General features: G+C 43.6%; 16 protein-coding genes, 1 tRNA gene, 2 rRNA genes and 1 other annotated feature. Of the genes, 9 read left to right on the forward strand and 10 right to left on the reverse strand.

Annotated elements, in window-relative coordinates; translation table 11 throughout:
* Positions 1-42: 42 nt before the first annotated feature.
* The 6 genes from OCW38_RS11965 to rluD all read right to left on the reverse strand — a co-directional run bounded on the left by OCW38_RS11965 (position 43) and on the right by rluD (position 10,176).
* A 23S ribosomal RNA gene (locus OCW38_RS11965) occupies positions 43-2,936 on the reverse strand.
* Positions 2,937-3,416: 480 nt separating this feature from the next.
* Positions 3,417-3,492: transfer RNA gene (locus OCW38_RS11970), tRNA-Ala, on the reverse strand.
* Positions 3,493-3,570: 78 nt separating this feature from the next.
* A 16S ribosomal RNA gene (locus OCW38_RS11975) occupies positions 3,571-5,125 on the reverse strand.
* Together the 16S and 23S rRNA genes with 1 tRNA gene alongside form the textbook arrangement of a ribosomal RNA operon.
* A 617-nt stretch (positions 5,126-5,742) precedes the next feature.
* Positions 5,743-8,316: an ATP-dependent chaperone ClpB gene (gene clpB / locus OCW38_RS11980; protein ID WP_010434880.1), complete on the reverse strand. Its 2,574-nt coding sequence runs from the start codon at positions 8,314-8,316 to the stop codon at positions 5,743-5,745.
* Positions 8,317-8,458: 142 nt separating this feature from the next.
* Positions 8,459-9,193 carry a peptidoglycan editing factor PgeF gene (gene pgeF, locus OCW38_RS11985; RefSeq protein ID WP_261895671.1) on the reverse strand — a complete coding sequence of 245 codons (735 nt, stop codon included), beginning with the start codon at positions 9,191-9,193 and terminating at the stop codon, positions 8,459-8,461.
* An 8-nt stretch (positions 9,194-9,201) separates the two neighbouring features.
* Entirely contained in the window at positions 9,202-10,176 is a 975-nt protein-coding gene (gene rluD, locus OCW38_RS11990; RefSeq protein WP_010434876.1) for a 23S rRNA pseudouridine(1911/1915/1917) synthase RluD, read from the reverse strand.
* Between the two features lie 137 nt (positions 10,177-10,313).
* Between rluD and OCW38_RS11995 the strand changes: the two genes are divergently transcribed.
* From OCW38_RS11995 to yjjX, 6 genes are all read left to right on the forward strand, one after another.
* Entirely contained in the window at positions 10,314-11,042 is a 729-nt protein-coding gene (locus tag OCW38_RS11995; protein ID WP_010434874.1) for an outer membrane protein assembly factor BamD, read from the forward strand.
* 140 nt (positions 11,043-11,182) lie between these two features.
* Positions 11,183-12,607, forward strand: coding sequence for an MltF family protein (locus OCW38_RS12000; RefSeq protein WP_315897589.1), 1,425 nt, complete (start codon positions 11,183-11,185; stop codon positions 12,605-12,607).
* Between the two features lie 428 nt (positions 12,608-13,035).
* A complete protein-coding gene (gene hpf, locus OCW38_RS12005; RefSeq protein WP_004735034.1) occupies positions 13,036-13,371 on the forward strand; it encodes a ribosome hibernation-promoting factor, HPF/YfiA family in 336 nt (111 codons plus the stop codon).
* 111 nt (positions 13,372-13,482) lie between these two features.
* Positions 13,483-13,603 (forward strand) — a sequence feature (Phe leader region).
* A 12-nt stretch (positions 13,604-13,615) separates the two neighbouring features.
* Complete coding sequence (gene pheA / locus OCW38_RS12010) at positions 13,616-14,791, forward strand: prephenate dehydratase (protein ID WP_010434870.1); 1,176 nt, start codon at positions 13,616-13,618, stop codon at positions 14,789-14,791.
* A gap of 334 nt (positions 14,792-15,125) precedes the next feature.
* Positions 15,126-17,504 (forward strand): putative bifunctional diguanylate cyclase/phosphodiesterase, encoded by a 2,379-nt coding sequence (locus OCW38_RS12015; protein ID WP_010434868.1) that lies wholly within the window; start codon positions 15,126-15,128, stop codon positions 17,502-17,504.
* Positions 17,467-17,988, forward strand: coding sequence for an inosine/xanthosine triphosphatase (gene yjjX, locus OCW38_RS12020; RefSeq protein WP_046209294.1), 522 nt, complete (start codon positions 17,467-17,469; stop codon positions 17,986-17,988). The genes OCW38_RS12015 and yjjX overlap by 38 nt, the downstream gene beginning before the upstream one ends.
* Before the next feature lie 128 nt (positions 17,989-18,116).
* On the opposite strand, the gene trpR is transcribed toward yjjX, so the two are convergent.
* On the reverse strand, positions 18,117-18,410 hold the full coding sequence (gene trpR, locus OCW38_RS12025) for a trp operon repressor (RefSeq protein WP_010434864.1): 294 nt from the start codon (positions 18,408-18,410) through the stop codon (positions 18,117-18,119).
* Between the two features lie 174 nt (positions 18,411-18,584).
* Complete coding sequence (gene sltY, locus OCW38_RS12030; RefSeq protein WP_261894173.1) at positions 18,585-20,534, reverse strand: murein transglycosylase; 1,950 nt, start codon at positions 20,532-20,534, stop codon at positions 18,585-18,587.
* Positions 20,535-20,798: 264 nt separating this feature from the next.
* Here sltY and ettA point away from each other — a divergent pair, with 264 nt between their 5' ends.
* The 3 genes from ettA (at position 20,799) to OCW38_RS12045 (ending at position 23,985) form a co-directional block, all read left to right on the forward strand.
* Positions 20,799-22,466 carry an energy-dependent translational throttle protein EttA gene (gene ettA, locus OCW38_RS12035; protein WP_009848459.1) on the forward strand — a complete coding sequence of 556 codons (1,668 nt, stop codon included), beginning with the start codon at positions 20,799-20,801 and terminating at the stop codon, positions 22,464-22,466.
* Positions 22,467-22,556: 90 nt separating this feature from the next.
* Complete coding sequence (locus OCW38_RS12040; protein WP_016767719.1) at positions 22,557-22,925, forward strand: PilZ domain-containing protein; 369 nt, start codon at positions 22,557-22,559, stop codon at positions 22,923-22,925.
* A gap of 49 nt (positions 22,926-22,974) precedes the next feature.
* Positions 22,975-23,985, forward strand: a complete 1,011-nt coding sequence (locus tag OCW38_RS12045; protein ID WP_016786106.1) for a M23 family metallopeptidase — start codon at positions 22,975-22,977, stop codon at positions 23,983-23,985.
* A gap of 160 nt (positions 23,986-24,145) precedes the next feature.
* On the opposite strand, the gene tyrA is transcribed toward OCW38_RS12045, so the two are convergent.
* Both tyrA and OCW38_RS12055 read right to left on the reverse strand, forming a co-directional pair.
* Positions 24,146-25,273 (reverse strand): bifunctional chorismate mutase/prephenate dehydrogenase, encoded by a 1,128-nt coding sequence (tyrA, locus tag OCW38_RS12050; RefSeq protein ID WP_261894176.1) that lies wholly within the window; start codon positions 25,271-25,273, stop codon positions 24,146-24,148.
* 118 nt (positions 25,274-25,391) lie between these two features.
* Positions 25,392-26,465, reverse strand: coding sequence for a 3-deoxy-7-phosphoheptulonate synthase (locus OCW38_RS12055; protein WP_016767721.1), 1,074 nt, complete (start codon positions 26,463-26,465; stop codon positions 25,392-25,394).
* Positions 26,466-26,552: the final 87 nt, after the last annotated feature.

The following is a 26,552-nucleotide window of genomic DNA, read 5'->3' on the forward strand; positions in this document are numbered from 1 at the left end:
GTCTGTCTTTCTATTGAGTCCACAAAACCCCTTGGGTGTTGTATGGTTAAGCCTCACGGGCAATTAGTACAGGTTAGCTCAATGCCTCGCAGCACTTACACACCCTGCCTATCAACGTCGTAGTCTACGACAACCCTTTAGGACACTTATAGTGCCAGGGAAAACTCATCTCAAGGCTCGCTTCCCGCTTAGATGCTTTCAGCGGTTATCGATTCCGAACTTAGCTACCGGGCAATGCCATTGGCATGACAACCCGAACACCAGAGGTTCGTCCACTCCGGTCCTCTCGTACTAGGAGCAGCCCCTTTCAATTTTCCAACGCCCACGGCAGATAGGGACCGAACTGTCTCACGACGTTCTAAACCCAGCTCGCGTACCACTTTAAATGGCGAACAGCCATACCCTTGGGACCGACTTCAGCCCCAGGATGTGATGAGCCGACATCGAGGTGCCAAACACCGCCGTCGATATGAACTCTTGGGCGGTATCAGCCTGTTATCCCCGGAGTACCTTTTATCCGTTGAGCGATGGCCCTTCCATTCAGAACCACCGGATCACTATGACCTGCTTTCGCACCTGCTCGAATTGTCATTCTCGCAGTCAAGCGGGCTTATGCCATTGCACTAACCACACGATGTCCAACCGTGTTTAGCCCACCTTCGTGCTCCTCCGTTACTCTTTGGGAGGAGACCGCCCCAGTCAAACTACCCACCAGGCACTGTCCGTAATCCCGATTCAGGGACCAACGTTAGAACATCAAAACTACAAGGGTGGTATTTCAAGGACGACTCCATCACATCTAGCGACGCAATTTCATAGTCTCCCACCTATCCTACACATGTAGGTTCAATGTTCAGTGCCAAGCTGTAGTAAAGGTTCACGGGGTCTTTCCGTCTAGCCGCGGGTACACTGCATCTTCACAGCGATTTCAATTTCACTGAGTCTCGGGTGGAGACAGCGTGGCCATCATTACGCCATTCGTGCAGGTCGGAACTTACCCGACAAGGAATTTCGCTACCTTAGGACCGTTATAGTTACGGCCGCCGTTTACCGGGGCTTCGATCAAGAGCTTCGACCGAAGTCTAACCCCATCAATTAACCTTCCGGCACCGGGCAGGCGTCACACCGTATACGTCATCTTACGATTTTGCACAGTGCTGTGTTTTTAATAAACAGTTGCAGCCACCTGGTATCTGCGACTCTCGTCTGCTCCATCCGCAAGGGACTTCACTGATAAGAGCGTACCTTCTCCCGAAGTTACGGTACCATTTTGCCTAGTTCCTTCACCCGAGTTCTCTCAAGCGCCTTGGTATTCTCTACCCGACCACCTGTGTCGGTTTGGGGTACGATTCCTTACAATCTGAAGCTTAGAGGCTTTTCCTGGAAGCATGGCATCAATGACTTCACTACCGTAGTAGCTCGACATCGTATCTCAGCGTTAGTAGCGGTCCGGATTTACCTAAACCACCCGCCTACATACTTGAACCTGGACAACCGTCGCCAGGCCCACCTAGCCTTCTCCGTCCCCCCATCGCAATTGTAAGAAGTACGGGAATATTAACCCGTTTCCCATCGACTACGCCTTTCGGCCTCGCCTTAGGAGTCGACTTACCCTGCCCCGATTAACGTTGGACAGGAACCCTTGGTCTTCCGGCGAGGGAGTTTTTCACTCCCTTTATCGTTACTCATGTCAGCATTCGCACTTCTGATACCTCCAGCAGCCCTTACAGACCACCTTCAACGGCTTACAGAACGCTCCCCTACCCCACATACCCTAAGGTACGTAGCCGCAGCTTCGGTGTATAGCTTAGCCCCGTTACATCTTCCGCGCAGGCCGACTCGACCAGTGAGCTATTACGCTTTCTTTAAATGATGGCTGCTTCTAAGCCAACATCCTGGCTGTCTGAGCCTTCCCACATCGTTTCCCACTTAGCTATACTTTGGGACCTTAGCTGGCGGTCTGGGTTGTTTCCCTCTCCACGACGGACGTTAGCACCCGCCGTGTGTCTCCCGGATAGTACTTACTGGTATTCGGAGTTTGCAAAGGGTTGGTAAGTCGGGATGACCCCCTAGCCTTAACAGTGCTCTACCCCCAGTAGTATTCGTCCGAGGCGCTACCTAAATAGCTTTCGGGGAGAACCAGCTATCTCCAGGTTTGATTGGCCTTTCACCCCTAGCCACAAGTCATCCGCTAATTTTTCAACATTAGTCGGTTCGGTCCTCCAGTTGATGTTACTCAACCTTCAACCTGCCCATGGCTAGATCACCTGGTTTCGGGTCTAATCCTAGCAACTGTACGCCCAGTTAAGACTCGGTTTCCCTACGGCTCCCCTAAACGGTTAACCTTGCTACTAAAATTAAGTCGCTGACCCATTATACAAAAGGTACGCAGTCACACCACGAAGGTGCTCCTACTGCTTGTACGTACACGGTTTCAGGTTCTATTTCACTCCCCTCACAGGGGTTCTTTTCGCCTTTCCCTCACGGTACTGGTTCACTATCGGTCAGTCAGTAGTATTTAGCCTTGGAGGATGGTCCCCCCATATTCAGACAGGATATCACGTGTCCCGCCCTACTCGTTTTCACTGATTATGATGTGTCGGTTACGGGGCTATCACCCTTTGTTGCGAGACTTTCCAGACTCTTCACCTGCATCATTAAAAGCTTAAGGGCTAATCCAATTTCGCTCGCCGCTACTTTCGGAATCTCGGTTGATTTCTCTTCCTCGGGGTACTTAGATGTTTCAGTTCCCCCGGTTTGCCTCCTGTTGCTATGTATTCACAACAGGATACTTACTTATGTAAGTGGGTTTCCCCATTCAGGAATCCCAGACTCAAAAGGTTATTACTACCTAATCTGGGCTTATCGCAAGTTATTACGCCTTTCATCGCCTCTGACTGCCAAGGCATCCACCGTGTACGCTTAGTCACTTAACCATACAACCCGAAAGGGTTTCTATTTGCTTTCACTTTCCTTTTTATTTTCACTTTTAAAAAGTGAAGACAAACAGGAGTGAAGACAAATAAGCGTATGGCAACTAACCAAGGTTTTTGGTTGTCATCAAGAAGGGTTAATTCTTGATAACTGTTTGCCGGACTCAATTTACTTTTTGTTTCCACTTTTTAATAAAAAGTAGAATCAAAAAATGAACAATCATTTCTGATCATTCGAATACAAGACACTTGAATGTGTTTGTTGTGTTTATACCGTTCTTATTAAATAAGAGCAGATAAACATTGAGAACTTTTAAATTTGATTAACTTAATCACAGCCTTGGCCGTTTTGTTTTACTTTTTAAAAAGTAAAAATAATTAAGCTAATCAGTCAGCTTTCCAAATTGTTAAAGAGCAAGAGTTTTTAAAGAATTAAACTTTCAAAACCATTTTTAAATATTTTCAAAGAAAAACACTTAAAGATGGTGGAGCTATGCGGGATCGAACCGCAGACCTCCTCGCTGCCAGCGAGGCGCTCTCCCAGCTGAGCTATAGCCCCATCTGGAAAAGTATTTCTACTCTTAAACTTTCTAAACCTAATCAATCTGTGTGGACACTCATCGTAAGTATCTTCGTATAAGGAGGTGATCCAGCCCCAGGTTCCCCTAGGGCTACCTTGTTACGACTTCACCCCAGTCATGAACCACAAAGTGGTGAGCGTCCTCCCCGAAAGGTTAAACTACCCACTTCTTTTGCAGCCCACTCCCATGGTGTGACGGGCGGTGTGTACAAGGCCCGGGAACGTATTCACCGTGACATTCTGATTCACGATTACTAGCGATTCCGACTTCATGGAGTCGAGTTGCAGACTCCAATCCGGACTACGACGCACTTTTTGGGATTCGCTCACTATCGCTAGCTTGCTGCCCTCTGTATGCGCCATTGTAGCACGTGTGTAGCCCTACTCGTAAGGGCCATGATGACTTGACGTCGTCCCCACCTTCCTCCGGTTTATCACCGGCAGTCTCCCTGGAGTTCCCGACATGACTCGCTGGCAAACAAGGATAAGGGTTGCGCTCGTTGCGGGACTTAACCCAACATTTCACAACACGAGCTGACGACAGCCATGCAGCACCTGTCTCAGAGCTCCCGAAGGCACACCTGCGTCTCCGCTGGCTTCTCTGGATGTCAAGAGTAGGTAAGGTTCTTCGCGTTGCATCGAATTAAACCACATGCTCCACCGCTTGTGCGGGCCCCCGTCAATTCATTTGAGTTTTAATCTTGCGACCGTACTCCCCAGGCGGTCTACTTAACGCGTTAGCTCCGAAAGCCACGGCTCAAGGCCACAACCTCCAAGTAGACATCGTTTACGGCGTGGACTACCAGGGTATCTAATCCTGTTTGCTCCCCACGCTTTCGCATCTGAGTGTCAGTATCTGTCCAGGGGGCCGCCTTCGCCACTGGTATTCCTTCAGATCTCTACGCATTTCACCGCTACACCTGAAATTCTACCCCCCTCTACAGTACTCTAGTTCACCAGTTTCAAATGCAGTTCCGAGGTTGAGCCCCGGGCTTTCACATCTGACTTAATGAACCACCTGCATGCGCTTTACGCCCAGTAATTCCGATTAACGCTCGCACCCTCCGTATTACCGCGGCTGCTGGCACGGAGTTAGCCGGTGCTTCTTCTGTTGCTAACGTCAAGATGCGCAGCTATTAACTACACACCCTTCCTCACAACTGAAAGTACTTTACAACCCGAAGGCCTTCTTCATACACGCGGCATGGCTGCATCAGGCTTTCGCCCATTGTGCAATATTCCCCACTGCTGCCTCCCGTAGGAGTCTGGACCGTGTCTCAGTTCCAGTGTGGCTGATCATCCTCTCAGACCAGCTAGGGATCGTCGCCTTGGTGAGCCATTACCTCACCAACTAGCTAATCCCACCTAGGCATATCTTGACGCGAGAGGCCCGAAGGTCCCCCTCTTTGGCCCGTAGGCATCATGCGGTATTAGCCATCGTTTCCAATGGTTATCCCCCACATCAAGGCAATTTCCTAGGCATTACTCACCCGTCCGCCGCTCGACGCCCATTAACGCACCCGAAGGATTGTTAGTGTCGTTTCCGCTCGACTTGCATGTGTTAGGCCTGCCGCCAGCGTTCAATCTGAGCCATGATCAAACTCTTCAATTTAAAGTTTTGATTACCTAAATTAATAGGTGTGACTCAACGAATACTGACTTCAAAATCTATTCTTACTCGAAAGTAAAAAGTAATTCTAAAGCTATTACCATTCCAACAGAATGGTAATGAATTGACTGTGCCAAAATTAAGTAAACTTAATTTTGTATTGGTCACTCAGTTCATTGAAATCATTGTGTTACCGAAGTAACTGTCATTACGCTCTTTCGAAAAAGAACCAATAACGTTTTGATATTCATCAACGAGTGCCCACACAGATTGATAGGTTTAAATTGTTAAAGAGCTTTACTTCTTAAGCGTTCCTTTAAGTAAGGAGCCTCTCGAAGTGGACGGCCATTCTAGCGAATTGGATTCCAGTGTCAAACACTTTTTCTCGCTAATTTTTCAAAGCATCTTAAATGCTTAATGGCGTCTCGTTACTTAGTTCAAACCGCTTGGTTATCCTTGGCAACGGAGGCGCATTATAGAGAGAATAATCCTTTGCACAAGGGCAAAAATGAAAAAAAACCGTCGCAAGCGACCGTTCGGACACTATTCACACAAAGCGTTCAAAATAGGTACAATTAAACCTTAATTTCGGCTAATCGTACCTATTATTCATAGTTTGATTATTGATGAGCAATAATTCGGTCATTATTCACTAATAGCTGCACTTTCTTATCAGGATTGATTTTTCCCGCCAATATCGCTTTCGCTAACGGATTCTCGACACTCTGTTGAATCGCTCTTTTCAATGGTCGTGCGCCATACACTGGGTCGAAACCAACCTGAGAAATCAACTTAAGTGCTTTGTCGGATACTTCAAGTTCATAACCATTTTCTTCCATTCGCTTTTTAAGATGTTCAAGCTGAATAGAGGCTATGGACTGAATGTGATCTTGGCCTAGAGGATGGAACACAACACTTTCATCAACACGGTTCAAAAACTCAGGACGGAAATGCTTACTGACCACTTCCATCACCTCATTCTTGATTCCTTGATAATCAAGTGTATTGAAGTTTTCTTGAATTCTCGAAGAGCCTAGATTAGATGTCATGATCACGACCGTATTTCTAAAATCTACCGTACGACCTTGTCCATCAGTTAATCGTCCATCATCGAGAACCTGTAATAAGATATTGAAAACATCCGGATGTGCTTTCTCAACTTCATCCAACAAAATCACTGAGTAAGGTTTACGGCGTACAGCTTCTGTTAAATAGCCACCTTCTTCATATCCAACATAGCCCGGAGGAGCGCCAACTAAACGAGCAACAGAGTGTTTCTCCATAAACTCAGACATATCGATACGCACCATGGCATCGTCACTATCAAACATAAAGTTAGCGAGTGTTTTGCAAAGTTCGGTTTTACCTACGCCAGTAGGGCCAAGAAATAAGAAAGAGCCAATCGGCTTGTTTGGGTCTGATAAACCAGCACGGCTACGACGAATCGCATTCGATACCACTTCAACCGCCTCTGCTTGACCAATAACGCGCTTGTGCAGAACACCTTCCATTTTAAGAAGCTTCTCTTTCTCAGCTTCTAGCATTTTAGAAACAGGGATGCCCGTTTGCTTCGATAGAACATCTGCTATTTCTGCATCGGTGACTTTGTTACGTAATAACGTCATTTCTTGCATTTCAGCTTGAGTCGCAAGATCTAACTGCTTCTCCAACTCTGGAATTCGACCATATTGAAGCTCTGACATTCGGTTAAGATCACCAGCTCGTCTTGCAAAGTCCATATCCATTCGAGCTTGTTCTAATTCCGATTTGATATGTTGCGTTCCAGACAAAGCCGCTTTTTCTGCATTCCACACTTCTTCAAGTTCCGCGAAGTCTCGTTCTTTATCGGAAAGCTCAGATTGCAATGTACGAAGACGCTTTTCACTGGCTTCGTCATTTTCGTTAGTTAACGCTTGCTGCTCGATCTTCAGTTGGATTATCTTGCGTTCTAATTTGTCCAATGACTCAGGCTTTGAGTCTATTTGCATACGAATGCTCGAAGCAGCCTCATCAATCAAATCAATAGCCTTATCTGGTAACTGACGATCTGAAACGTACCGATGAGATAATGTTGCCGCAGCCACAATAGCTGGATCGGTAATTTCTACATGGTGATGAAGTTCATAGCGTTCTTTTAAACCGCGGAGAATAGCAACGGTATCTTCTACGGTTGGTTCATCGACTATCACCTTTTGGAATCGACGCTCTAAAGCAGGATCTTTCTCAATATATTGACGATATTCATCAAGAGTTGTTGCTCCGACACAGTGCAACTCACCGCGAGCCAATGCTGGTTTCAGCATATTACCGGCATCCATAGAGCCTTCGCCTTTACCCGCACCTACCATAGTATGAATTTCATCAATGAAGAGGATGATGTTTCCTTCTTCTTTAGATAATTCGTTGAGAACTGATTTCAAACGCTCTTCGAATTCACCACGATATTTAGCGCCCGCAATCAAAGAACCCATATCTAACGACAGCACGCGACGGCCTCTTAAACCTTCAGGTACTTCGTTATTAATAATGCGTTGCGCCAAGCCTTCAACAATTGCGGTTTTACCAACACCAGGTTCACCGATAATAACTGGATTGTTTTTGGTTCGACGCTGAAGAACTTGGATGGTGCGACGAATTTCATCATCTCGACCAATCACAGGGTCAAGCTTGCCTTGTTCTGCTCTTTCAGTCAGATCAATGGTGAACTTCTCGAGTGCTTGACGTCGATCTTCTGCATTCGGGTCATCGACTTTCTGCCCACCGCGAACTTGTTCGATAGCTTGAGATAATTTTTTTTCTGTAAGACCTAGCTCTTTAAGCAAGTTACCTAAAGGTCCTTTATCTTCAATAGCTGCAAGTAAGAAGACTTCTGAGGATATATAACTGTCTTGACGCTTTTGCGCCACCTTGTCACATAGGTTGAACAACGTACCCATCGCACTAGAAAGCTGAACGTCACCACCGATACCACTTACTTTCGGTACACGGTCTAACATTTCACTCAATTTAGAACGAAGTTGAACCACATCAATATTCAACATAGTAAGCAATGGACGAATTGCACTACCATCTTGATTAAGCAACGACACCATTAGGTGTACTGGTTCTATATATTGGTGATCACGACCTAATGCGAGCGACTGAGCATCAGATATCGCAATTTGGAATTTACTAGTGAATCGATCGAGACGCATGCCAACCTTCCTACTCTTAGATATGTTTATCTTATGTTTAGAAGATGGATACGGTAACGAAGATTTTCAAGGGATAAAAATGAAGAATAGAGCTTATATGGAAATATAAATGAGCTCGATGGGTAATTACATTAATTAGAAGTTACTCTAACCAAATAAAGGTAGCCTGACGCCCAGCAATGCCATCACGACGATAAGAATAGAAAGCATCGGAATCAGTATAAGTACATAAATTCGAATCTGTCACCGAAGTAACGCCAACCTTATTGAGTCGTTGGGTTGCTAGCTGAGACATGTTTGCTAACCACTTGCCAGGTTCGGATTTGGCTTTAAATGCTAACTTCGCTTGAGCGTCAAAACGAACAAAAGCGTCCAACACATCGTTGCCAACCTCAAATGCCTCTTTACCAATTGCAGGGCCAAGCCAAGCAATAATCTGGTTATCTGAATCTAGGTTTGAAAACTTTGCGACGGCATTTTCAAGAATACCACCAGCAAGACCACGCCAACCTGCATGAACTGCAGCAACTTGAGTACCTTTGGTATCGGTAAGGATGACCGGTAAACAATCGGCTGTCATCGCAGAACACACAACACCCTTTGCAGTGGTAAATGTACCATCCGCATCAAGCACATTCACCGCAGGTTCTAAAACCGTAACAACATCAGTTGAGTGAGTTTGATTTAGCCATACCGGAGCCGTGGGCATCTTAGATTGTTGCTTTAGCCATGTTCGATTACTTTCAACAAGTAAAGCATCATCCCCAACGTGCATACCAAGGTTTAACCCTTGATAAGCACCTGTAGAACAACCATCAAAACGAGTCGAAGCAAATGCTTTTACGTTTTGTGGTGCATTCCAGTCAGGGATGATCATTGACACGATTAAATGTCGTCTTCTATGTTTTCGCGAGCATCAACACGCAATGCTTCAGCCATCACAACCATGTCATTTGGCACAGGTGCATGGAACTCAACTTCTTCACCAGTAATCGGGTGAACAAACTTCAGCATAACCGCGTGTAGTGCTTGGCGATCAAAAGAACGAATCATTGTCGTTAGTTCTTCAGATGCACCTTTTGGAATACGTGCACGACCACCGTACGCTATATCACCTAACAGCGGATGCTGAAGATATGACATGTGAACACGGATTTGGTGAGTACGACCGGTTTCTAGACGCAGACGAATACGAGTATGTTCGCGGAAATGCTCAGCAACACGGTAGTGAGTTACCGCAGGCTTACCCAATTCATTGACGTCCATTAACGTACGCTTCGTTGCATGACGGCTAATGCCTTTCTCTACTACACCGCCCGCAGTCATTTTACCAATAGCAATTGCTTCATATTCACGAGTAATACGACGCTTGGCAAGAGCTCGTACAAGGCGAGTTTGAGCTGGAACCGTTTTAGCCACAACCATAAGACCAGTTGTGTCTTTATCAAGACGGTGCACAATACCAGCACGAGGTACTTCGGCAATCTGAGGGTAATGGAAAAGCAATGCGTTTAGTATGGTTCCATCCGGCGTACCTGCGCCTGGGTGTACAACCAGGTCACGAGGTTTATTGATAACCAATAAATCATCATCTTCATAGACAATGTCTAACGGAATATCTTGTGCTTCCCAGCGTTCTTCATCCGCAAGCTCCGCTTGTAAGATGATCGCTTCACCGCCCAAAACTGTAGTGCGCGGTTTAGTGATAACTTCGCCATCCACTTGGATTTTGCCGTCAAGAAGCCACTCTTTAATACGAGAGCGAGAAAAATCAGTAAATAGTTCAGCGACAGCTTGGTCTAAACGTTGACCTAACTGGCTGCTTTTTACTGTGTCTGTTAATGTTATCTGCTGAGCCATATCGAACTTTTTTAAAAACCGTGAGACTAATACCCATTAGTATGGATAAAATAGAATAATTGCATCATTGTATCTGTTACTGGTTAGAAAGTAACGGAAGCTTACGAAATATTTAATTCAAGGAATCGACGCCTGACATGAAACACCTTACTTTATCGGGTCTATTAGCCGTATCACTCTTAGTTGGCTGTTCAAGTAGTGAAGAAATAGTACCGGATGTACCGCCATCGGTTCTTTACTCTGACGCTCAACAATCACTGCAGAGTGGTAGTTGGCTTTCAGCAATCGAAAAGCTAGAAGCCTTAGACTCTCGTTACCCATTCGGCGCCTATTCAGAACAAGTACAACTGGATCTAATTTACGCGTACTACAAAAATGATGACTTGGCACTTGGCCTTGCAACTATTTCGCGATTCTTACGTTTGAACCCAACCCATGAGAAACAAGACTGGGTACTGTACATGCGTGGCTTAACGCACATGGCTCAAGATAGAAACTTCATGCACGATATTTTTAATATCGACCGAAGTGACCGAGATCCAGAACCCGTGAAGCTTGCTTTTGCTGACTTCAAGCGACTGCTCGAACGCTTCCCTAGCAGCCCTTATGCCGAAGACTCACAAAAACGCATGTTCGCACTTAAAAACCGCCTAGCAGAGTATGACTTAGCAACGGCTGACTTTTACCTACGACGTGAAGCTTGGATTGCTGCAGTGAACCGTACACAAGAACTACAAAAAACCTACCCTGATACCATTGCGGCTCGTAAATCTTTAGACATACAGTTAGAAGCCTACAAAAAACTAGGTCTGGAAGATGCGGTAGCAAGAACAGAGCAGTTAATTGAGCTAAACCCACTACCTTAATCAACTACTTACATATCAATATAAAAAAGCGTGCTAATTTATTAGCGCGCTTTTTTTTAACCACATTTCGTAAACTTGATGAATCGCATAATACACGGTATCTTCAATAAATAACTTTTAACAAATCATCAACATGGAGTGTGGATGTGAGTAGGTTGTTATTATTTATTGGGATCATGCTATTTAGCCAAATTTCCCACTCATTGGAGTTATCCCCATTAAGCAATAAGCCTTACATGGGCGACTTGGATGTACTTAAAACCAAAGGAATGGTTAGAGTACTCGTGTCGGCCGATCTTGGATTTTATTACATAGAAGATGGCAAACCAAAGGGTATAGTGGCAGAGATGCTCTATCACTTTGAGAAAAATCTTCGTAAGAAACACCCTTACCTCAATGTTCAAATCATCCCCATACAAAGAGATGACCTACTCCCCTCGTTGCAATCTGGTTATGGCGATATCGCCGTAGCAAACCTAACGGTCACCGATAAACGCTTACAAGCCATCGATTTTTCAGACCCAATGATAACAAGTGTCAAAGAACTCATTATCACTGGGAAAAAGTCTCCCCCTATTACCGATATCAAACAACTAAGCGACAAAGAGGTGTGGATTCGTGCAAGCTCAAGTTATTTCGAGAGTGTGCAGAGAGTGAACAAAGAACTCAACAGATTAGATTTATCCCCACTTCACGTCCACTTTGTCGAAGAATCATTACAAGACTACGAACTGATCGAGTTAGTTAACCAAGGTTATATACAAGGCACGATACTCGATAGTCACAAAGCAAAACTATGGACTGACGTAATGGAAAATATTCAAGTCCATACCGACTTGCCTTTACGAGAAAATGGTCGCATTGCTTGGGCATTAAGAAAAGACAGTCCAATTTTAAAGAAAGAGATCAATAAATACGTTAAAACCTCTCGCAGCGGCACCTTACTCGGCAACGTGATATATCAAAAGTATATCGATAATACTCGCTGGCTAGGCCGAGCTCTCAATCCTAACAAAGTCGACAAAGTGGCTAAACTCGCTGATGTGTTTGAAAAATACTCAAGCAAGTATGAATTTGACCCTTTAATGATGTCAGCTCAAGGCTTTCAAGAATCAGGACTTGATCAGAGCAGGGTTTCTCACCGAGGTGCAATTGGCGTAATGCAGGTACTCCCGAGTACTGCTAGAGACAAAAACGTCAATATTAAAAACATTCACAAAGTGGATAACAATATCCACGCGGGCGTGAAATACATGCGTTTTATCAAAGATCGGTATTTTGATGACCCGGCAATATCTCCTGATAACCAAATCTACTTTACGTTGGCATCTTACAACGCCGGACCCGCTAAAATTAGAAAGATGAGAGCTATAGCCAAGGAAAAAGGTTATAACCCCAACATCTGGTTCAAGAATGTAGAAATCATCACGCGTAAGTATGTGAGTAAAGAACCCGTTACTTACGTCACTAATATCAACCGCTACTTCGTTATTTACAAACAATTACAGGCAATTAATACCATCCGAGAGAACGGTACAGCGAGATTACTACAAACCAGCGATTAACGTACAAACTCAAAAAGTCATATTGAGTCCATACGAAACTTTCCGATTGCGAAATCGCGAAGCAACGAAAAACTAAAAAGCCCGCACAAGGAAACCGGTGCGGGCTTTCAATATTCCATTAAAGCAGAAGCTAAGTGTGCGTTAGTTCACATAATCTTATTGAGTGAATTTTCATCACGCACTTTAAAAAGGCTGTAAAACGCCCCTAAAAACTGATGTAATTTTTAGCGAAGCCTTGCCTCCAAGTTATCGTTTTTCATAAGGATAACAAGCATTTTTCGCCAAAAATATATCAAGACTTGCGTAAGATCACATTTGATTTTAATGCTCATCCCACCTAATAAAAATGAGATCTAGATCACACTCTAAATTCCTAAAAGTCGTAATCTGAAGTTAACCCATGAGGGATACAACAGAGGAAAACTTCTATGAAAATGAACATCACTGGTAAAAACATCGACATTACCTCTGCAATCCGTGATCACATAGAAAGCAAATTTAAAAAGCTTGATAAATGGCAAGTAGACATCATTGGTTGCCAAGCGAGCTTTAGTGAAGAACCAAACAAGAAAAAGAAATTTGAAGCGGTTCTAACCGTACCGAAAGGCCAACTTGTTGCTTCATCAATCCATGACGACCTCTACGTAGCTATCAACGAAGTAGAACAAAAACTAGAGCGTCAACTCAACAAGCTACGCCATAAACCAGAAGCGCGCCGCGCTGAAAAGCCTGAAATTGAAGAGCTAGAAGCTGAAGTAGAATAAGGAAAGAGAACAGATTAAAAAATAGCGCCTCAAGGCGCTATTTTTTTGCTTGACGCTCGTAGCTCGCTTGCTTATTGTGTTTAAACATTCATAAAACAATCACTTTTTATGCACTCTCAATCTTTGTTTATTTTTGACTTCTTTTTTCTTCCGTAAATCGGAGGCTGAGTCGTTTTAGAAAAACAAGTCAAAAACGAACAAGAAGCCTCCCACACTAGGGAGGCTTTTTTATAAGGACACATTTATGACTGACCGCTCAATTTCACTGGATGATATCCGCCTTCGTCTTAATGATTTAGATGACGAACTGCTGAGTTTACTTTCCGAACGTCGCAAACTCAGTATCGAAGTTGCGAAAAGCAAAGTAGAAACATCAAAGCCTGTACGCGATGCTGTTCGTGAGCAGCAGCTTCTGGTTAAGCTCATTAACAATGGTAAAGATAAATATGAGCTTGATGCGCAGTACATCACTAAACTGTTTCACACAATCATTGAAGATTCCGTTCTACTGCAACAGTCATACTTGCAAAATTTGGCGAATCCACAAAGCCGTAAGCCACTGGCTCGCGTTGCATTCTTAGGCTCTAAAGGCTCCTACTCTCATCTGGCGAGCCGTGAATATTTTAGCCGTAAGAATATGGAGTTGATTGAATTAAACTGTAATCACTTCAAAGAAGTAGCATCAACGGTAGAATCTGGCCATGCTGACTACGGTGTATTGCCTATTGAGAACACCAGCTCAGGGTCAATTAACGAAGTCTACGACCTACTACAACACACGACTCTTTACATCGTTGGTGAACTTTCTCAGCCTATTGAGCACTGCCTTGTTGCGAAAAGTGATATCCGTTTAGAAGACATCAAAACACTCTATTCACACCCACAGCCACATCAACAATGCAGTGAGTTTTTGAGTCGCTTAAAAGGCGTGAGTCTTGAATCTTGTGCAAGCACAGCAGATGCAATGAAGAAAGTAAAAGAACTGGATGGTGATGATGTTGCCGCTATTGGTAATGCGTCTAGTGGTAAGCTTTACGGCCTGCAACCTATCCAAGGCAATATTGCAAACCAAACAGAGAACCATACTCGCTTCATCGTTGTAGCTCGCAAACCCGTTGAGGTTTCAACTCAAATTCCAGCTAAAACAACGTTGATTATGTCGACATCTCAAGAAGCTGGCTCCCTAGTGGAGACACTACTTATTTTGCAACGTCTAGGTATCAACATGACCAAGCTGGAATCTCGTCCTATCATGGGAAACCCTTGGGAAGAGATGTTCTATGTTGATTTAGAGGCGCACCTAGATTCAGATAACATGCAACAAGCGATAACTGAACTAACGGCCATTACCCGTCACCTGAAAGTACTGGGATGCTACCCAAGTGAAAACATTAAGGCGACTCAAGTTAAGTTGTCGTGAGCATGACGTGACTAGCATTTGGCCTATGATAGACCACTAAGTAAAATAACATCACTGCTAACGTAATAACGATTCGACCAAATGACGTACAAAAATATTTTGTTATATCTCAATTAGTTATTCGTTAGCAGGTTATTGTCAGCTATCAAACCTTTCTAGCTTCACCAAATCAACAGCTTCATTCACTCCATCTTCATTGATAAAACTTCCAACAATAAATCGAAAATCTAATTCCCTTCACAGGAACGCATCGAACTAAGTGCAATTAATAGCGAGCAAGCATTAAGTAACATAAAATCATCTGCTTAATTTATAAATAGTGTTGTCATTAACTATGAAGCTAAGTACTAAAATATTACTACTGATAACTCCTGTGATACTGATCAGTACCGCGGCTTCTAACTATATTATCTATTCAACGCAGAAAAGCAGCTTCATCAAACGCGAAGACAACGCACTTCAACTGAATATGGAAAAGTTAGCCGGGCATTTTCGACAGTCTCGCGCCTTCCTCAATAGCTACTCTTACACATTGACTCAAAGTGATATGGTTAAGCGGTACTTTTTCACCGAACAGAGTTTATCTCGCGATCTTGAATTGGTTAGTAATCTTCGAAAAGCCATACATGTATTGCAGGATGGTGATGAAAGTTATACTGGCTTAGCGATCCTCAATGGTGATCGAAAGCTCAATTACTACGCAGACAATAGCAATGATGTTAGAGCTCAGATTGACACTAAGATATTAGAATTTGTTGATCAACATTACCAAGAGACATTAGCAACATCGAGCACCAACTATATCCAAAACTCTCAAGGAGAAGGAATGTTGGTTCACTATGATATGCTAGGTAAAAAAGCCGTTGCTCCATCCACAAACAGCCCACTCAATGATGTTTTTTTTGTTGTAGTCTCGGTCTCTCTCGACAAATTTAATGCACTGAGAAAACAGATAGAGTTCGACTATCAAACAAGTCTGTTTTTCACACCTATCGCGGTTTCGATGGACAACAGTGTCACTCACTCAGTAAAGCTTGCACCAGAGCTTTACGCCACAGTAGACCCTGCACAGTTTCTATTAGAGAACAAACTCGACTCCATTTGGAACAAACTAAGTTTATCATTTGCACTTTCTGCCTTAGTTACCGTCATTTTATTGCTCATGCTTTTGTCACGCAGTGTTATTACTCCGATAACACGACTCGATAGACAGCTACAACAAGTAGAGAAAAAACAACGTAAGAATATTGAACGCTTGGGTACTCGTGATGAAATTGGTCGTCTATCGCAGCGTTTTTATGACATGTACCAAGAGTTAGATAATACCTATCAGCAAACTAAGCTTTTGGCTGAGAATGATCAATTAACACAAATAGCCAATAGGCATCAATTTCAAACCTTTGTTCAACAATCGCTACCAAAGCCTAGCTCAAATACCGAAACATGGGTTCTCTACTTTGACCTGGATAATTTCAAGTTTGTTAACGACAAATACGGACATCAAATTGGTGATTCAATATTGGTCTCTTTCGCCAAGCGTATTTCCGATATTTGTGCCCATTATCAAACAAAATACGACGCTCACTGTATGCCTGCTCGCCTCTCTGGAGACGAATTTGTCGTGTACATCAATGCTCCCACTCAGAGAGGAAATATCGCCCATAAGTTTTCGGACGATTTGCTGACACCACTTCAAAAAGGCTTTACCACCGAATCTGGAAGTTTTCCAATTACAGCCAGTATCGGCATTGCAACATACCCTAACGACGGTCACTCAATTGAGAAGTTAATCTCACATGCTGACACGGCGATGTACCAAGCCAAGCGTGCGGGGAAAAACCAATTTGCTGACTATTCAAGAGATTTAGACAAAGTAATTCAACGCCAAGCAAACATCGAGCGAGCACTCAGAGACAAGAACTTTGATGATGAATTTAGACTCGTCTATATGCCCTATATGGATTCAACCGGAGCCCATATTATTGGTGTTGAGGTTTTATTGCGCTGGGATTCGAAACAACTTGGTTTAGTTCCACCTGATGAATTCATTCCAATTGCTGAACAAACTGGATTGTTCGAACAAGTTGACCGTTGGGTAATTCAAAATGCATTCATGTCTTTTCATCGACTTCAGGCTCAATTTGATCACTCGGTACAGCTATCAATTAACTTATCTTCTGCAGGGATAGAAACGACGCACCTTGCTGACTTCATTAAAGAACATGCTGATATTAATCAAATTCCACCTAGCTTGATTGATTTCGAAATAACCGAAACATTTTACTCAGATTCACAAGGCTTTCCGTTGCTCAACCAACTCTCGCTAATGGGCTATCGATTAGCGATTGACGACTTTGGATCTGGATATACTTCGATCACTCAACTGGTGCAGTATCCGACTCAAAAAATCAAACTAGATAAAGTCTTTTTAGACACCTTAATTGAAACCGATAATCAGAACATAGTAAAACCGATTATCGGACTATGCCATGCTCAAGGCAAAAAGGTCACAGCCGAAGGCATCGAAACCGAAAGCATGCATCACTGGTTGCAAGATGCGCAGTGCGATATGCTGCAAGGCTATTACTTCGGTAAACCGATGCCATTGGAAGAACTGAACGAATGGTATCGACTACACCAACTCAATTTAATCGACAACAAAAAGAATCCAATACATGAAATCCGTCGTCATTGCGTCGCTGAACCCAGCTAAAATAAACGCCGTTACAAGTGCATTCCTTTCTGCTTTTCCTGATTCTGAATTCGAATTCAAAGGTATCAGCGTCCCTAGTGGAGTGTCCGATCAACCGATGAGCAATGATGAGACTTATCAAGGCGCTCTAAATCGCGTTAACAATGCAATCCAAGCACTGCCAAATGCAGATTTTCATGTTGGGTTAGAATCTGGAATTGAAGGCAACGTTACCTTTGCTTGGATGATAATTGAAGCAAATGGTCAACGTGGCGAGTCTCGCTCTGCAAGCTTAATGCTACCACCTGTTGTGCTTGATAAACTCCAGCATGCGAATGAATTAGGAGACGTAATGGATGAAGTCTTCGGAACGGATAACATAAAACAAAAGGGCGGCGCAATTGGCTTACTTACACACAATCAACTATCTCGAAGTTCTGTGTATCATCAAGCTTTGATCTTAGCGCTGATCCCATTTGTTAACCCAGAACACTTCCCTAGCTAGATTTCATTGAAAGCATTTTTATCAAACATTTAGATTCGATAGATAAAAAGTGAGTGAGTCAGAAACAAAAAACGCTAACTTGTGGTTAGCGTTTTTATCGAATTCTTAAAGTGTGCTGTTTTAAGGGCTTACTTGAGTAGCAACCCCGAAATAGCAGCTTTCTCTTGTTCTGATTTAGCTTTTAGTTCGTTTGAACCGCGCGTGATAGTCGCCACACCCACTCCTAACATTTGACTCACCTGTCTCTGTGACATTTCACCTTTCATGAGTTCACAAAGGATATTCACTCGAGCAACCAAAGCATCTCGCTCATCAGATGTCATCATCATGGTCAACAACAGCTCATGCTGATCTTTTTCAGCCGCTGTTTTTACCAAATCCATTAGTTGTTGCCAATTATCATATTCAGGTTGTGATGCCATATATCTACACTTACTTTTAAATTTTGGCTTGAAGTAGCCGCTTAACGATTGAAAGCGTTTAACACTTTATACCGAAACACTAACTTTGATCCAATGCAAAAAAGCAGTAAGTGGAAATGGTTCGAACTCACTGCCTTTTATATTACTCAGCTTTAAACAAAAAGCATCGAGCCACTAATATTTAGTGGCTAGTTCATTAGGGGCCAAAAACGCGCCTTTCTCACCTAGAATATCTCGATAATACGTCTCGAACATCAAGATATTCTGAACGTAACCGCGCGTCTCTTTGAATGGAATCATTTCAATAAAGGCATACGCATCTAACTTTTCATCACTACGTAAACGCCACTGTTTTACTCTGCTAGGCCCTGCGTTGTAAGCGGCAAAAGCAAAAATACGGTTGTTGTCATATTGAGCAAGCAAACCATCTAAATAGTGGCTACCAATCTCAATATTCTTGCTGACATTATAAAGGTCGTCGCTTCCCTGATACTTAATTTGATGCTTTTTAGCCGTGTATTGAGCTGTCTTCGGCATGATTTGCATGATGCCACGTGCGCCAACAGGAGAGCGAGCTTCTGAATCCATCGCGCTTTCTTGTCTCGCTAAAGACATCAAAGTGATTGGGTCAATATCGTGTTTTTCGGCATAGAAGTTGAACCACCACTTGTGCGCAACTGGGAAACGTAAAGTAATATTGTCCCACATCTTCGCTGATATACTGGCCGTGACCGTTAGATGATTCCAACGCTTTGTCGCAGCATGAGCCGCAAGCATCGATTTTTGGTCTTTGTCTGCATTGGCTAATAACCAACGCCACTCACTCTTAGCTGCCGCAATTTTATCGCGTTCAATCAGCTCACCAATACGAGTCAATGATGTGTTAAAAGGTTTCACTGTTTCAGCATTGTATTTCAACGTGGATGTTGGGTACTGGATAGGCTCATCTAACTGCTTAGCTGCCGCTACACTGTAAAAGTTACGCTGCCCCATAATATCGGATAGTCTCTTGTTACCTTGAGCGCTATCCCCCGTCGCTATCTCAGCTCGACCCTGCCAATACTGCCAGCGAAGCGAAGCCTGATGCTTATCATCTAAGCGCGCTATCCACTCTTTCAAGCCAGTCCAATCGGCATGCTGAATAGCTAAGCGAGCACGTCGCTCCAGCAAGACCTGTTTCGATGAGCTCGCGAGCATTTTGTCTCGCCACGCCATCAACTCTTCAGAGTCGGTATTGATCAAGCGGAACGTTAGGTAGTCCGCTAACTCTTGGGATTTTTCTTTCGAAAACTTTTGAGCTTTCACAACATCATCAAAAACCTCTTGAGCGCTGCTTGCTGACTTCCTTGCCAGTTTCTCAAAACCAAACTCGGTTTGAGCTTGGTAAAATTCATTCGCAGGGTGCTTCTTGGCAAACGCGAGAACATCTTCAGGCTTGTTGAACAACGCCTTCATCTGCTTGGCTTGAGCAATTGCCTCATCATAATCTAATTGTTTAATTAGATAAGTCATCAACTTACCGTTACGGCCTTCAAACGCCAACAACATCCTTTCTAGTATCAACTCATCGGTTCTTAAGCCAGCTTTATCCCACTCTTCAAAAAGCGGGTCACATGCGTCATCAACACCACTGCCGCTTAACCAAAGTTGCTTCGCACCTTTAAACGCGATTTCTTGATTACCTTGCTCATAATGAGCTCGGTAATAGATACATTGGTATTTTTCGCCAGTCGGCTCTTGGGTTTGAAATTCCAATATCGTTTGCCACTGCTTTTGAGAGGCTAGTGAATCCAGATAAGGTGCGCGCATACGATTCGAAAATGGCAGGGCTTTGTTTTCTTCTATAAAAGTATCCACTTCAGCAGGTGTACGATCGCCTAAGCCAATAAGAAAGGCGCGATAATCTGTGTATGGAGTTAAAGGGTATGTTTGAATTTTATTACGTAGCGCCGAGTAAGCTTTTAGGTCTCGGTTGTCTAAAACCTCTTGCGCTCTGTCATAAACCTCACGCTGCATTTCAAGCTCAGAGGCAGTGCTAGCCATAACCGTCGGAGCCAGTGAAAATGAAGACAAAATTGCTGCTGCAGCCACAGCAACCTTCGTATTACCAATGCGGAAAAACATTCGCTCTTTCCTTAGTGCGTGTATGAATACGTGAAGTCTATTTACGCCCGACATCACATCAAATGTAAAGGTTTTGAGTGTAAATATTATTAATATTTAACACTTCGCCTCAGAAGCCTATTAAATAAGGCTTTACTGATTATTGTGACAATAACTGGTAAGAATTTATCCAAGATTGGCTTTTCTACCCAAGGAGTAACATCTTTGGGGATATTGGTATAAAATAGCAGACAATTTTGAACAATAAATTAGGATCGATCGGCAATGGCTGAATACGTATATACCATGTCTCGGGTGAGCAAAACTGTTCCACCTAAGCGTCAAATTCTTAAAGACATTTCTCTTAGCTTTTTTCCTGGCGCTAAAATCGGTGTTTTGGGTCTAAATGGTTCAGGTAAATCTACCCTACTACGTATCATGGCTGGTATTGATACTGATATTGATGGTGAAGCTCGTGCACAACAAGGCCTTAAAGTCGGTTACCTACCGCAAGAACCTGTACTAGACGAATCAAAAACCGTGCGTGAAATCGTAGAAGAAGCGGTTTCTGATGTTGCAGACGCGCTTAAGCGTATCGATGCAGTTTACGCAGCTTACGCAGAACCAGATGCAGATTTTGATGCTCTTGCTAAAGAACAAGGCGAGCTTGAAGCACTGATCCAAGCAAAAGATGGTCACAACCTAGAAACAGCTCTAGAGCGCGCTGCTGACGCACTTCGTCTTCCTGAATGGGATGCGAAAATCGAATTTCTATCAGGTGGTGAGCGTCGTCGTGTTGCGATATGTCGTCTACTTCTTGAAAAACCAGACATGCTGCTACTTGATGAACCAACCAACCACTTGGATGCAGAATCAGTAGCATGGCTTGAGCACTTCCTTGTTGATTACAGCGGTACTGTTGTGGCAATTACCCACGACCGTTACTTCCTAGACAACGCTGCTGGCTGGATTCTAGAACTTGACCGTGGTGAAGGTATCCCATGGGAAGGTAACTACACATCTTGGCTAGAGCAGAAAGATGAGCGTTTGAAGCAAGAAAAAGCAGGCGAAAGCGCACGCCAAAAAACGATTGAGAAAGAACTTGAATGGGTTCGTCAAAACCCTAAAGGTCGTCAAGCGAAGTCTAAAGCTCGTATGGCTCGTTTTGAAGAAATGACGACTGGCCAATACCAGAAGCGTAACGAAACCAACGAACTGTTCATCCCACCGGGTGAGCGTTTAGGTGACAAGGTACTTGAAGTTAAGAACCTAACTAAGTCATTTGGTGATCGCGTTCTTATCGATGATCTATCATTCAGCATGCCTAAAGGCGCTATCGTTGGTATCGTTGGTGCCAACGGTGCAGGTAAATCAACACTGTTTAAGATGCTAAGTGGTGCTGAACAGCCAGATTCAGGGACAGTTGAACTTGGCGAAACGGTAAAACTTGCTTCTGTTGATCAGTTCCGTGACAGCATGGACGATACAAAAACAGTATTCCAAGAGATCTCTGAAGGCGCTGATATCATTAAGATCAACAACTTCGAAATCCCTGCACGTGCATACTGCTCTCGCTTCAACTTCAAAGGCAACGACCAACAGAAAATCATCGGTCAGCTTTCTGGTGGTGAACGTAACCGTGTTCACCTAGCTAAACTGCTAAAAGCGGGCGGTAACGTACTGTTACTCGATGAACCAACCAATGACCTTGATGTCGAAACTCTACGTGCACTTGAAGAGGCACTGCTTGAGTTCCCTGGCTGTGCAATGGTTATCTCGCATGACCGTTGGTTCCTTGACCGTATTGCGACCCATATCTTAGACTACCGTGATGAAGGTCAAGTTAACTTCTACGAAGGTAACTATACTGAGTACACTGAGTGGTTGAAGAAAACTCTGGGCGCACAGGCAGCAGAACCGCACCGTATCAAGTACAAGCGTATCGCTAAGTAAATTCGCTTGCATTTTGAACAAAGGCCGCAATAATAGCGGCCTTTGATATATCTAGCTTACACGTTACGCATCGATATAGAGAGATGAATTATGATTGAAAGACGTCAGTTTTCACGAGTTGTTTATCAAGTGCCAACTGAATTATTACAAGGACCAGTAAATGTGTCCGGTTCGGTACAAGACTTATCTCTTCATGGTTTACTCATTCAGTGCGATGACTTTCAGCAACTCAGCCATGATATTCCTGTTCAAGTCAGCTTTACGCTCGCAAACAGTGATATCAATATTCAGTTAGAAGCAACGATAGTCTCTACCATCAATACCTCAATGCGTTTACGCATAGAGCATTTAGATATTGATAGTATCAGCCACCTTAAGCGTCTTATAGAACTTAACGTTGGTGACGATGAACTGCTTTATAGAGAGATTGAGCACCTTACCGATTTGGGTAAAGAATAATATCTCCATAATCCTTTTTCTATTAGAAGCATTTAGTTAATACAGAACCATGTCTAAAAAAATTGCCATTACGATCCCCTCAAGCCAAGGGGAACAAACGTTTTACTTTGGCCGAAAAGCCGTGCTCTTATGCACCACTGCTCTTTTCTCTGTTCCAGCCTTGATCGGCGGAGCAACCTACATACACTTTGAAAGTCAGCAAGAGCTGGCATCACAAGCTGGTGATGCACAGCAGTTGATCGAAACGCTGATTGTTGAAAAAGAGCAAACTGAGTTTCTTTACGCTGAACAGGTAGAAACAAACCACTCGCTGTCACAAACATTGACTGAGAAAGAAGGTGCGATTCAATTACTTGGTAAGCGTGTTTTCGATGTTGAATCCGTGCTTGGCCTTGCCGATGAAGAACTGCTTACAGACGATGTCTCTTTAGAAGATCGCATTGATGCTGCTGCGATAGATTCAGCAGTAAGAGCGACAATGTTCCGTTTGATTCCAAACGACAGTCCAATGACTTATCAACGAATCTCTTCGTCTTATGGTCGTCGCACAAACCCTATTTCAGGTAAGCGCCATAACCATACCGGTATCGATTTAACGTGTAAGCGAGGTGAAGAGATCCTAGCACCTGCTGATGGTGTCATTGAAACCGTTCGTCCAAGTAACAAAGGGTTTGGTAACTTCCTAACCATGCGTCACTCATTTGGCTTCATGAGCTCTTACGCACACCTTCAGAAATTCAAAGTACGCAGCGGTCAATTCGTCAGTAAAGGCGACGTAATTGCGAATTGTGGTAACTCAGGTAACTCTACCGGACCACACTTGCATTATGAGGTACGTTTCCTTGGCCGTTCATTGAACCCTCAATACTTGATGGATTGGACACCAGAGAACTTCAACTACGTGTTTGAAAAAGAAAAGAAAGTTAAGTGGGGCCCACTGGTTCAGTTGATTGATAATGTGGTTCGCTTGCAGATCAACCTAACGAACGTGCCTTACATTAGCTCGACCATAGACACTGTATCGAGTGAAGATAACAAAAAACCAATCACGACTAATTAGTTGTTAGTGGCTAACTATTTGTTAATGACTAAGACCTGTTGGTTTGGCCTATGAAGATCTAATTGCTTTTAGCCTACAGTAGGCCAACTACTTTTAGTTCTGAATTAGATAAAAAAAGAGCGACCATCAGGTCGCTCTTTTTTATGATTTCAAATCAGTATTAGCCACGATGAATCGAGTCATGCGCTTGCTTTAAAAGATTTTGGCTCTCTTGCAAGAACTGTTGCGAGTAGTCGCCAAACCAATCGCTCACTTGGTTAAAGCTATCAACAAATTTAGCTTTATCTTTGCCATCTAAGATTTCTAATGCTTCGCCGAAACAGCTATGGAAACGTCGAATCATCTCAATATTCTCATCCGAAGAAAGAATAATATCACCATACAAGTTCGGGTCTTGAGCAAACAGACGGCCAACCATCGCAATCTCAAGTCGGTAGATTGGCGAGCTTAGCTTCAGAAGCTGATCAATATTCGGGTTCTCTTTACTTAGGTGCAAGCCGTAAGCAAAAGAGGTGAAATGGCGTAGTGCTTGAATCAGAGTCATACCGTGATCGTGTTCAGCTGCATCCATCTGGCAAAGGCTCGCACCCCAAATACCAAATTGATTCAATAGCCATTGGTAGCTTTCAGAGTCGCGACCATCACTGTAAACAATAACCTGCTTAGCAAGGCTTGGCACATCAGGACCAAACATTGGGTGCAATCCAACAACTGGGCCTTGGTGCATGTTCATCATGGCCTGCAGAGGCTTTGATTTAATCGACGTCAAATCACAAAGAATACAATCGCTTGGCAGATTACCTAGCTTCGCAATCACACCTTCAGTTAAGTGAATTGGAACCGTAACAACCACAAGTCCGGCATTATCTAAAATCTCATCGGCTTTATCCCAATCTTGGCTGCCAAGGATTTTCACTTCATAACCAGAAAGCTTGAACATACGGCCAAACAGACCACCAAGTTGACCATTACCACCAACGATAACCACTGAACGTAACTCTGGGTTAAGACACTTAAAACCAGAATCCTTTTCACTAGCGTAAGACTCACGCATCGTACGACGCAAAATATCTTCGATTAACTGCGGTGGAACCCCTATTTTCTCGGCTTCTTGACGACGAGACGCCAGCATCGCAGCTTCGCGCTCTGGTACATAAATAGGTAAACCATGTTCACTTTTTACTTCGCCCACTTTCTCTACTAGAGCGAGACGTTGAGCCAGTAAATCCAACATTTGTTTATCGACAACATCGATTTGGTCGCGTAATTCGTTCAGTTCAACGGCCATTTTATTCCTTACTAAATCTATAAACCCGTACTAATCTATAAGCCCACCTGGCGCAGATTTGTTAGCAACAGATCTTAAAATGCCCCATTAGATGAGGCACTTAAATTTTAAACTCTGACTAACCTTTCAAGCGGTTCTCTAAGAACGGGACTAATTCCGTATGTGCACGCTTCAATAGTGCCTCAGTTGAATCCCAATTGATACACGCGTCGGTAATAGAAACACCGTATTTCATCTCATTGAGAGGTATATCCGAGGATTGATTTCCTTCGTTAATATGGCTCTCAATCATCAAGCCGATAATCGACTTGTTGCCTTCGCGAATTTGATGAATCACATCTTCAGCCACCAGTGGTTGACGACGGAAGTCTTTACGAGAGTTTGCATGGCTACAATCAACCATCAATGCCGCCTCTAATCCAGACTTACCAAGCTCTTGCTCACATTCATGTACTGACACTGAATCGTAGTTAGTCTGCTTGCCGCCACGTAAAATTACGTGACCATTTGGATTACCTTGCGTTGTTAATAACGCAACTTGACCTTCGCGGCTGATACCCATGAAACGGTGGCTCGAAGAAGCCGCCTGCATTGCATTGATTGCAGTGCCTAAATTACCGTCAGTGCCATTCTTAAAACCGATTGGCATTGAAAGGCCACTTGCCATTTCACGGTGAGTTTGAGATTCAGTAGTTCGTGCGCCAATCGCAGCCCAGCTGAAGGTATCTGCTAGGTATTGTGGACTAATTGGGTCTAGTGCTTCTGTCGCTAGTGGAATTTCCATCTCAGCTAGCTCAACTAAAAGCTCACGACCAACATGCAGACCATGCTCAATATCGAACGTACCATCTAGATGTGGGTCATTGATCAAGCCTTTCCAACCCACAGTAGTACGAGGCTTTTCAAAGTAAACACGCATAACAATATACAGTTGATCGCTAAGTTGCTCAGATAAGGCTTTTAGACGTTTCGCGTACTCTTTCGCCGCCTCAATATCATGGATAGAGCATGGGCCACATACTACAAGCATGCGATGATCTTTCTTGTGAATGATGTTTGCGATAGTTTGACGAGACTCTTGAATGAAACGACGAGCATTATCACTCAAAGGCAGTTTTGCTTTTAACTCTTCAGGAGTAATCAGTACCTGTTCGTCGATGATATTGACATTGCTTAATTCACTTTTCTGCATAACTCAACCTGTATATTTATTTTTACACCCAACATTTCCATTTGGGCTAACAATCTTTAAAAACACAATAACAGCTACAAAAACGAT

The organism is Vibrio cyclitrophicus (genome assembly GCF_024347435.1).
In the GTDB taxonomy this organism is placed as follows: domain Bacteria; phylum Pseudomonadota; class Gammaproteobacteria; order Enterobacterales; family Vibrionaceae; genus Vibrio; species Vibrio cyclitrophicus.

Bases quoted from the DNA above. Each gene is read 5' to 3' on its own strand.
- clpB (WP_010434880.1), bottom strand. From the start codon at position 8,316: ATGCGTCTCGATCGATTCACTAGTAAATTCCAAATTGCGATATCTGAT.
- pgeF (WP_261895671.1), bottom strand. From the start codon at position 9,193: ATGATCATCCCTGACTGGAATGCACCACAAAACGTAAAAGCATTTGCT.
- rluD (WP_010434876.1), bottom strand. From the start codon at position 10,176: ATGGCTCAGCAGATAACATTAACAGACACAGTAAAAAGCAGCCAGTTA.
- OCW38_RS11995 (WP_010434874.1), top strand. From the start codon at position 10,314: ATGAAACACCTTACTTTATCGGGTCTATTAGCCGTATCACTCTTAGTT.
- hpf (WP_004735034.1), top strand. From the start codon at position 13,036: ATGAAAATGAACATCACTGGTAAAAACATCGACATTACCTCTGCAATC.
- pheA (WP_010434870.1), top strand. From the start codon at position 13,616: ATGACTGACCGCTCAATTTCACTGGATGATATCCGCCTTCGTCTTAAT.
- OCW38_RS12015 (WP_010434868.1), top strand. From the start codon at position 15,126: ATGAAGCTAAGTACTAAAATATTACTACTGATAACTCCTGTGATACTG.
- yjjX (WP_046209294.1), top strand. From the start codon at position 17,467: ATGAAATCCGTCGTCATTGCGTCGCTGAACCCAGCTAAAATAAACGCC.
- trpR (WP_010434864.1), bottom strand. From the start codon at position 18,410: ATGGCATCACAACCTGAATATGATAATTGGCAACAACTAATGGATTTG.
- sltY (WP_261894173.1), bottom strand. From the start codon at position 20,534: ATGTTTTTCCGCATTGGTAATACGAAGGTTGCTGTGGCTGCAGCAGCA.
- ettA (WP_009848459.1), top strand. From the start codon at position 20,799: ATGGCTGAATACGTATATACCATGTCTCGGGTGAGCAAAACTGTTCCA.
- OCW38_RS12040 (WP_016767719.1), top strand. From the start codon at position 22,557: ATGATTGAAAGACGTCAGTTTTCACGAGTTGTTTATCAAGTGCCAACT.
- OCW38_RS12045 (WP_016786106.1), top strand. From the start codon at position 22,975: ATGTCTAAAAAAATTGCCATTACGATCCCCTCAAGCCAAGGGGAACAA.
- tyrA (WP_261894176.1), bottom strand. From the start codon at position 25,273: ATGGCCGTTGAACTGAACGAATTACGCGACCAAATCGATGTTGTCGAT.
- OCW38_RS12055 (WP_016767721.1), bottom strand. From the start codon at position 26,465: ATGCAGAAAAGTGAATTAAGCAATGTCAATATCATCGACGAACAGGTA.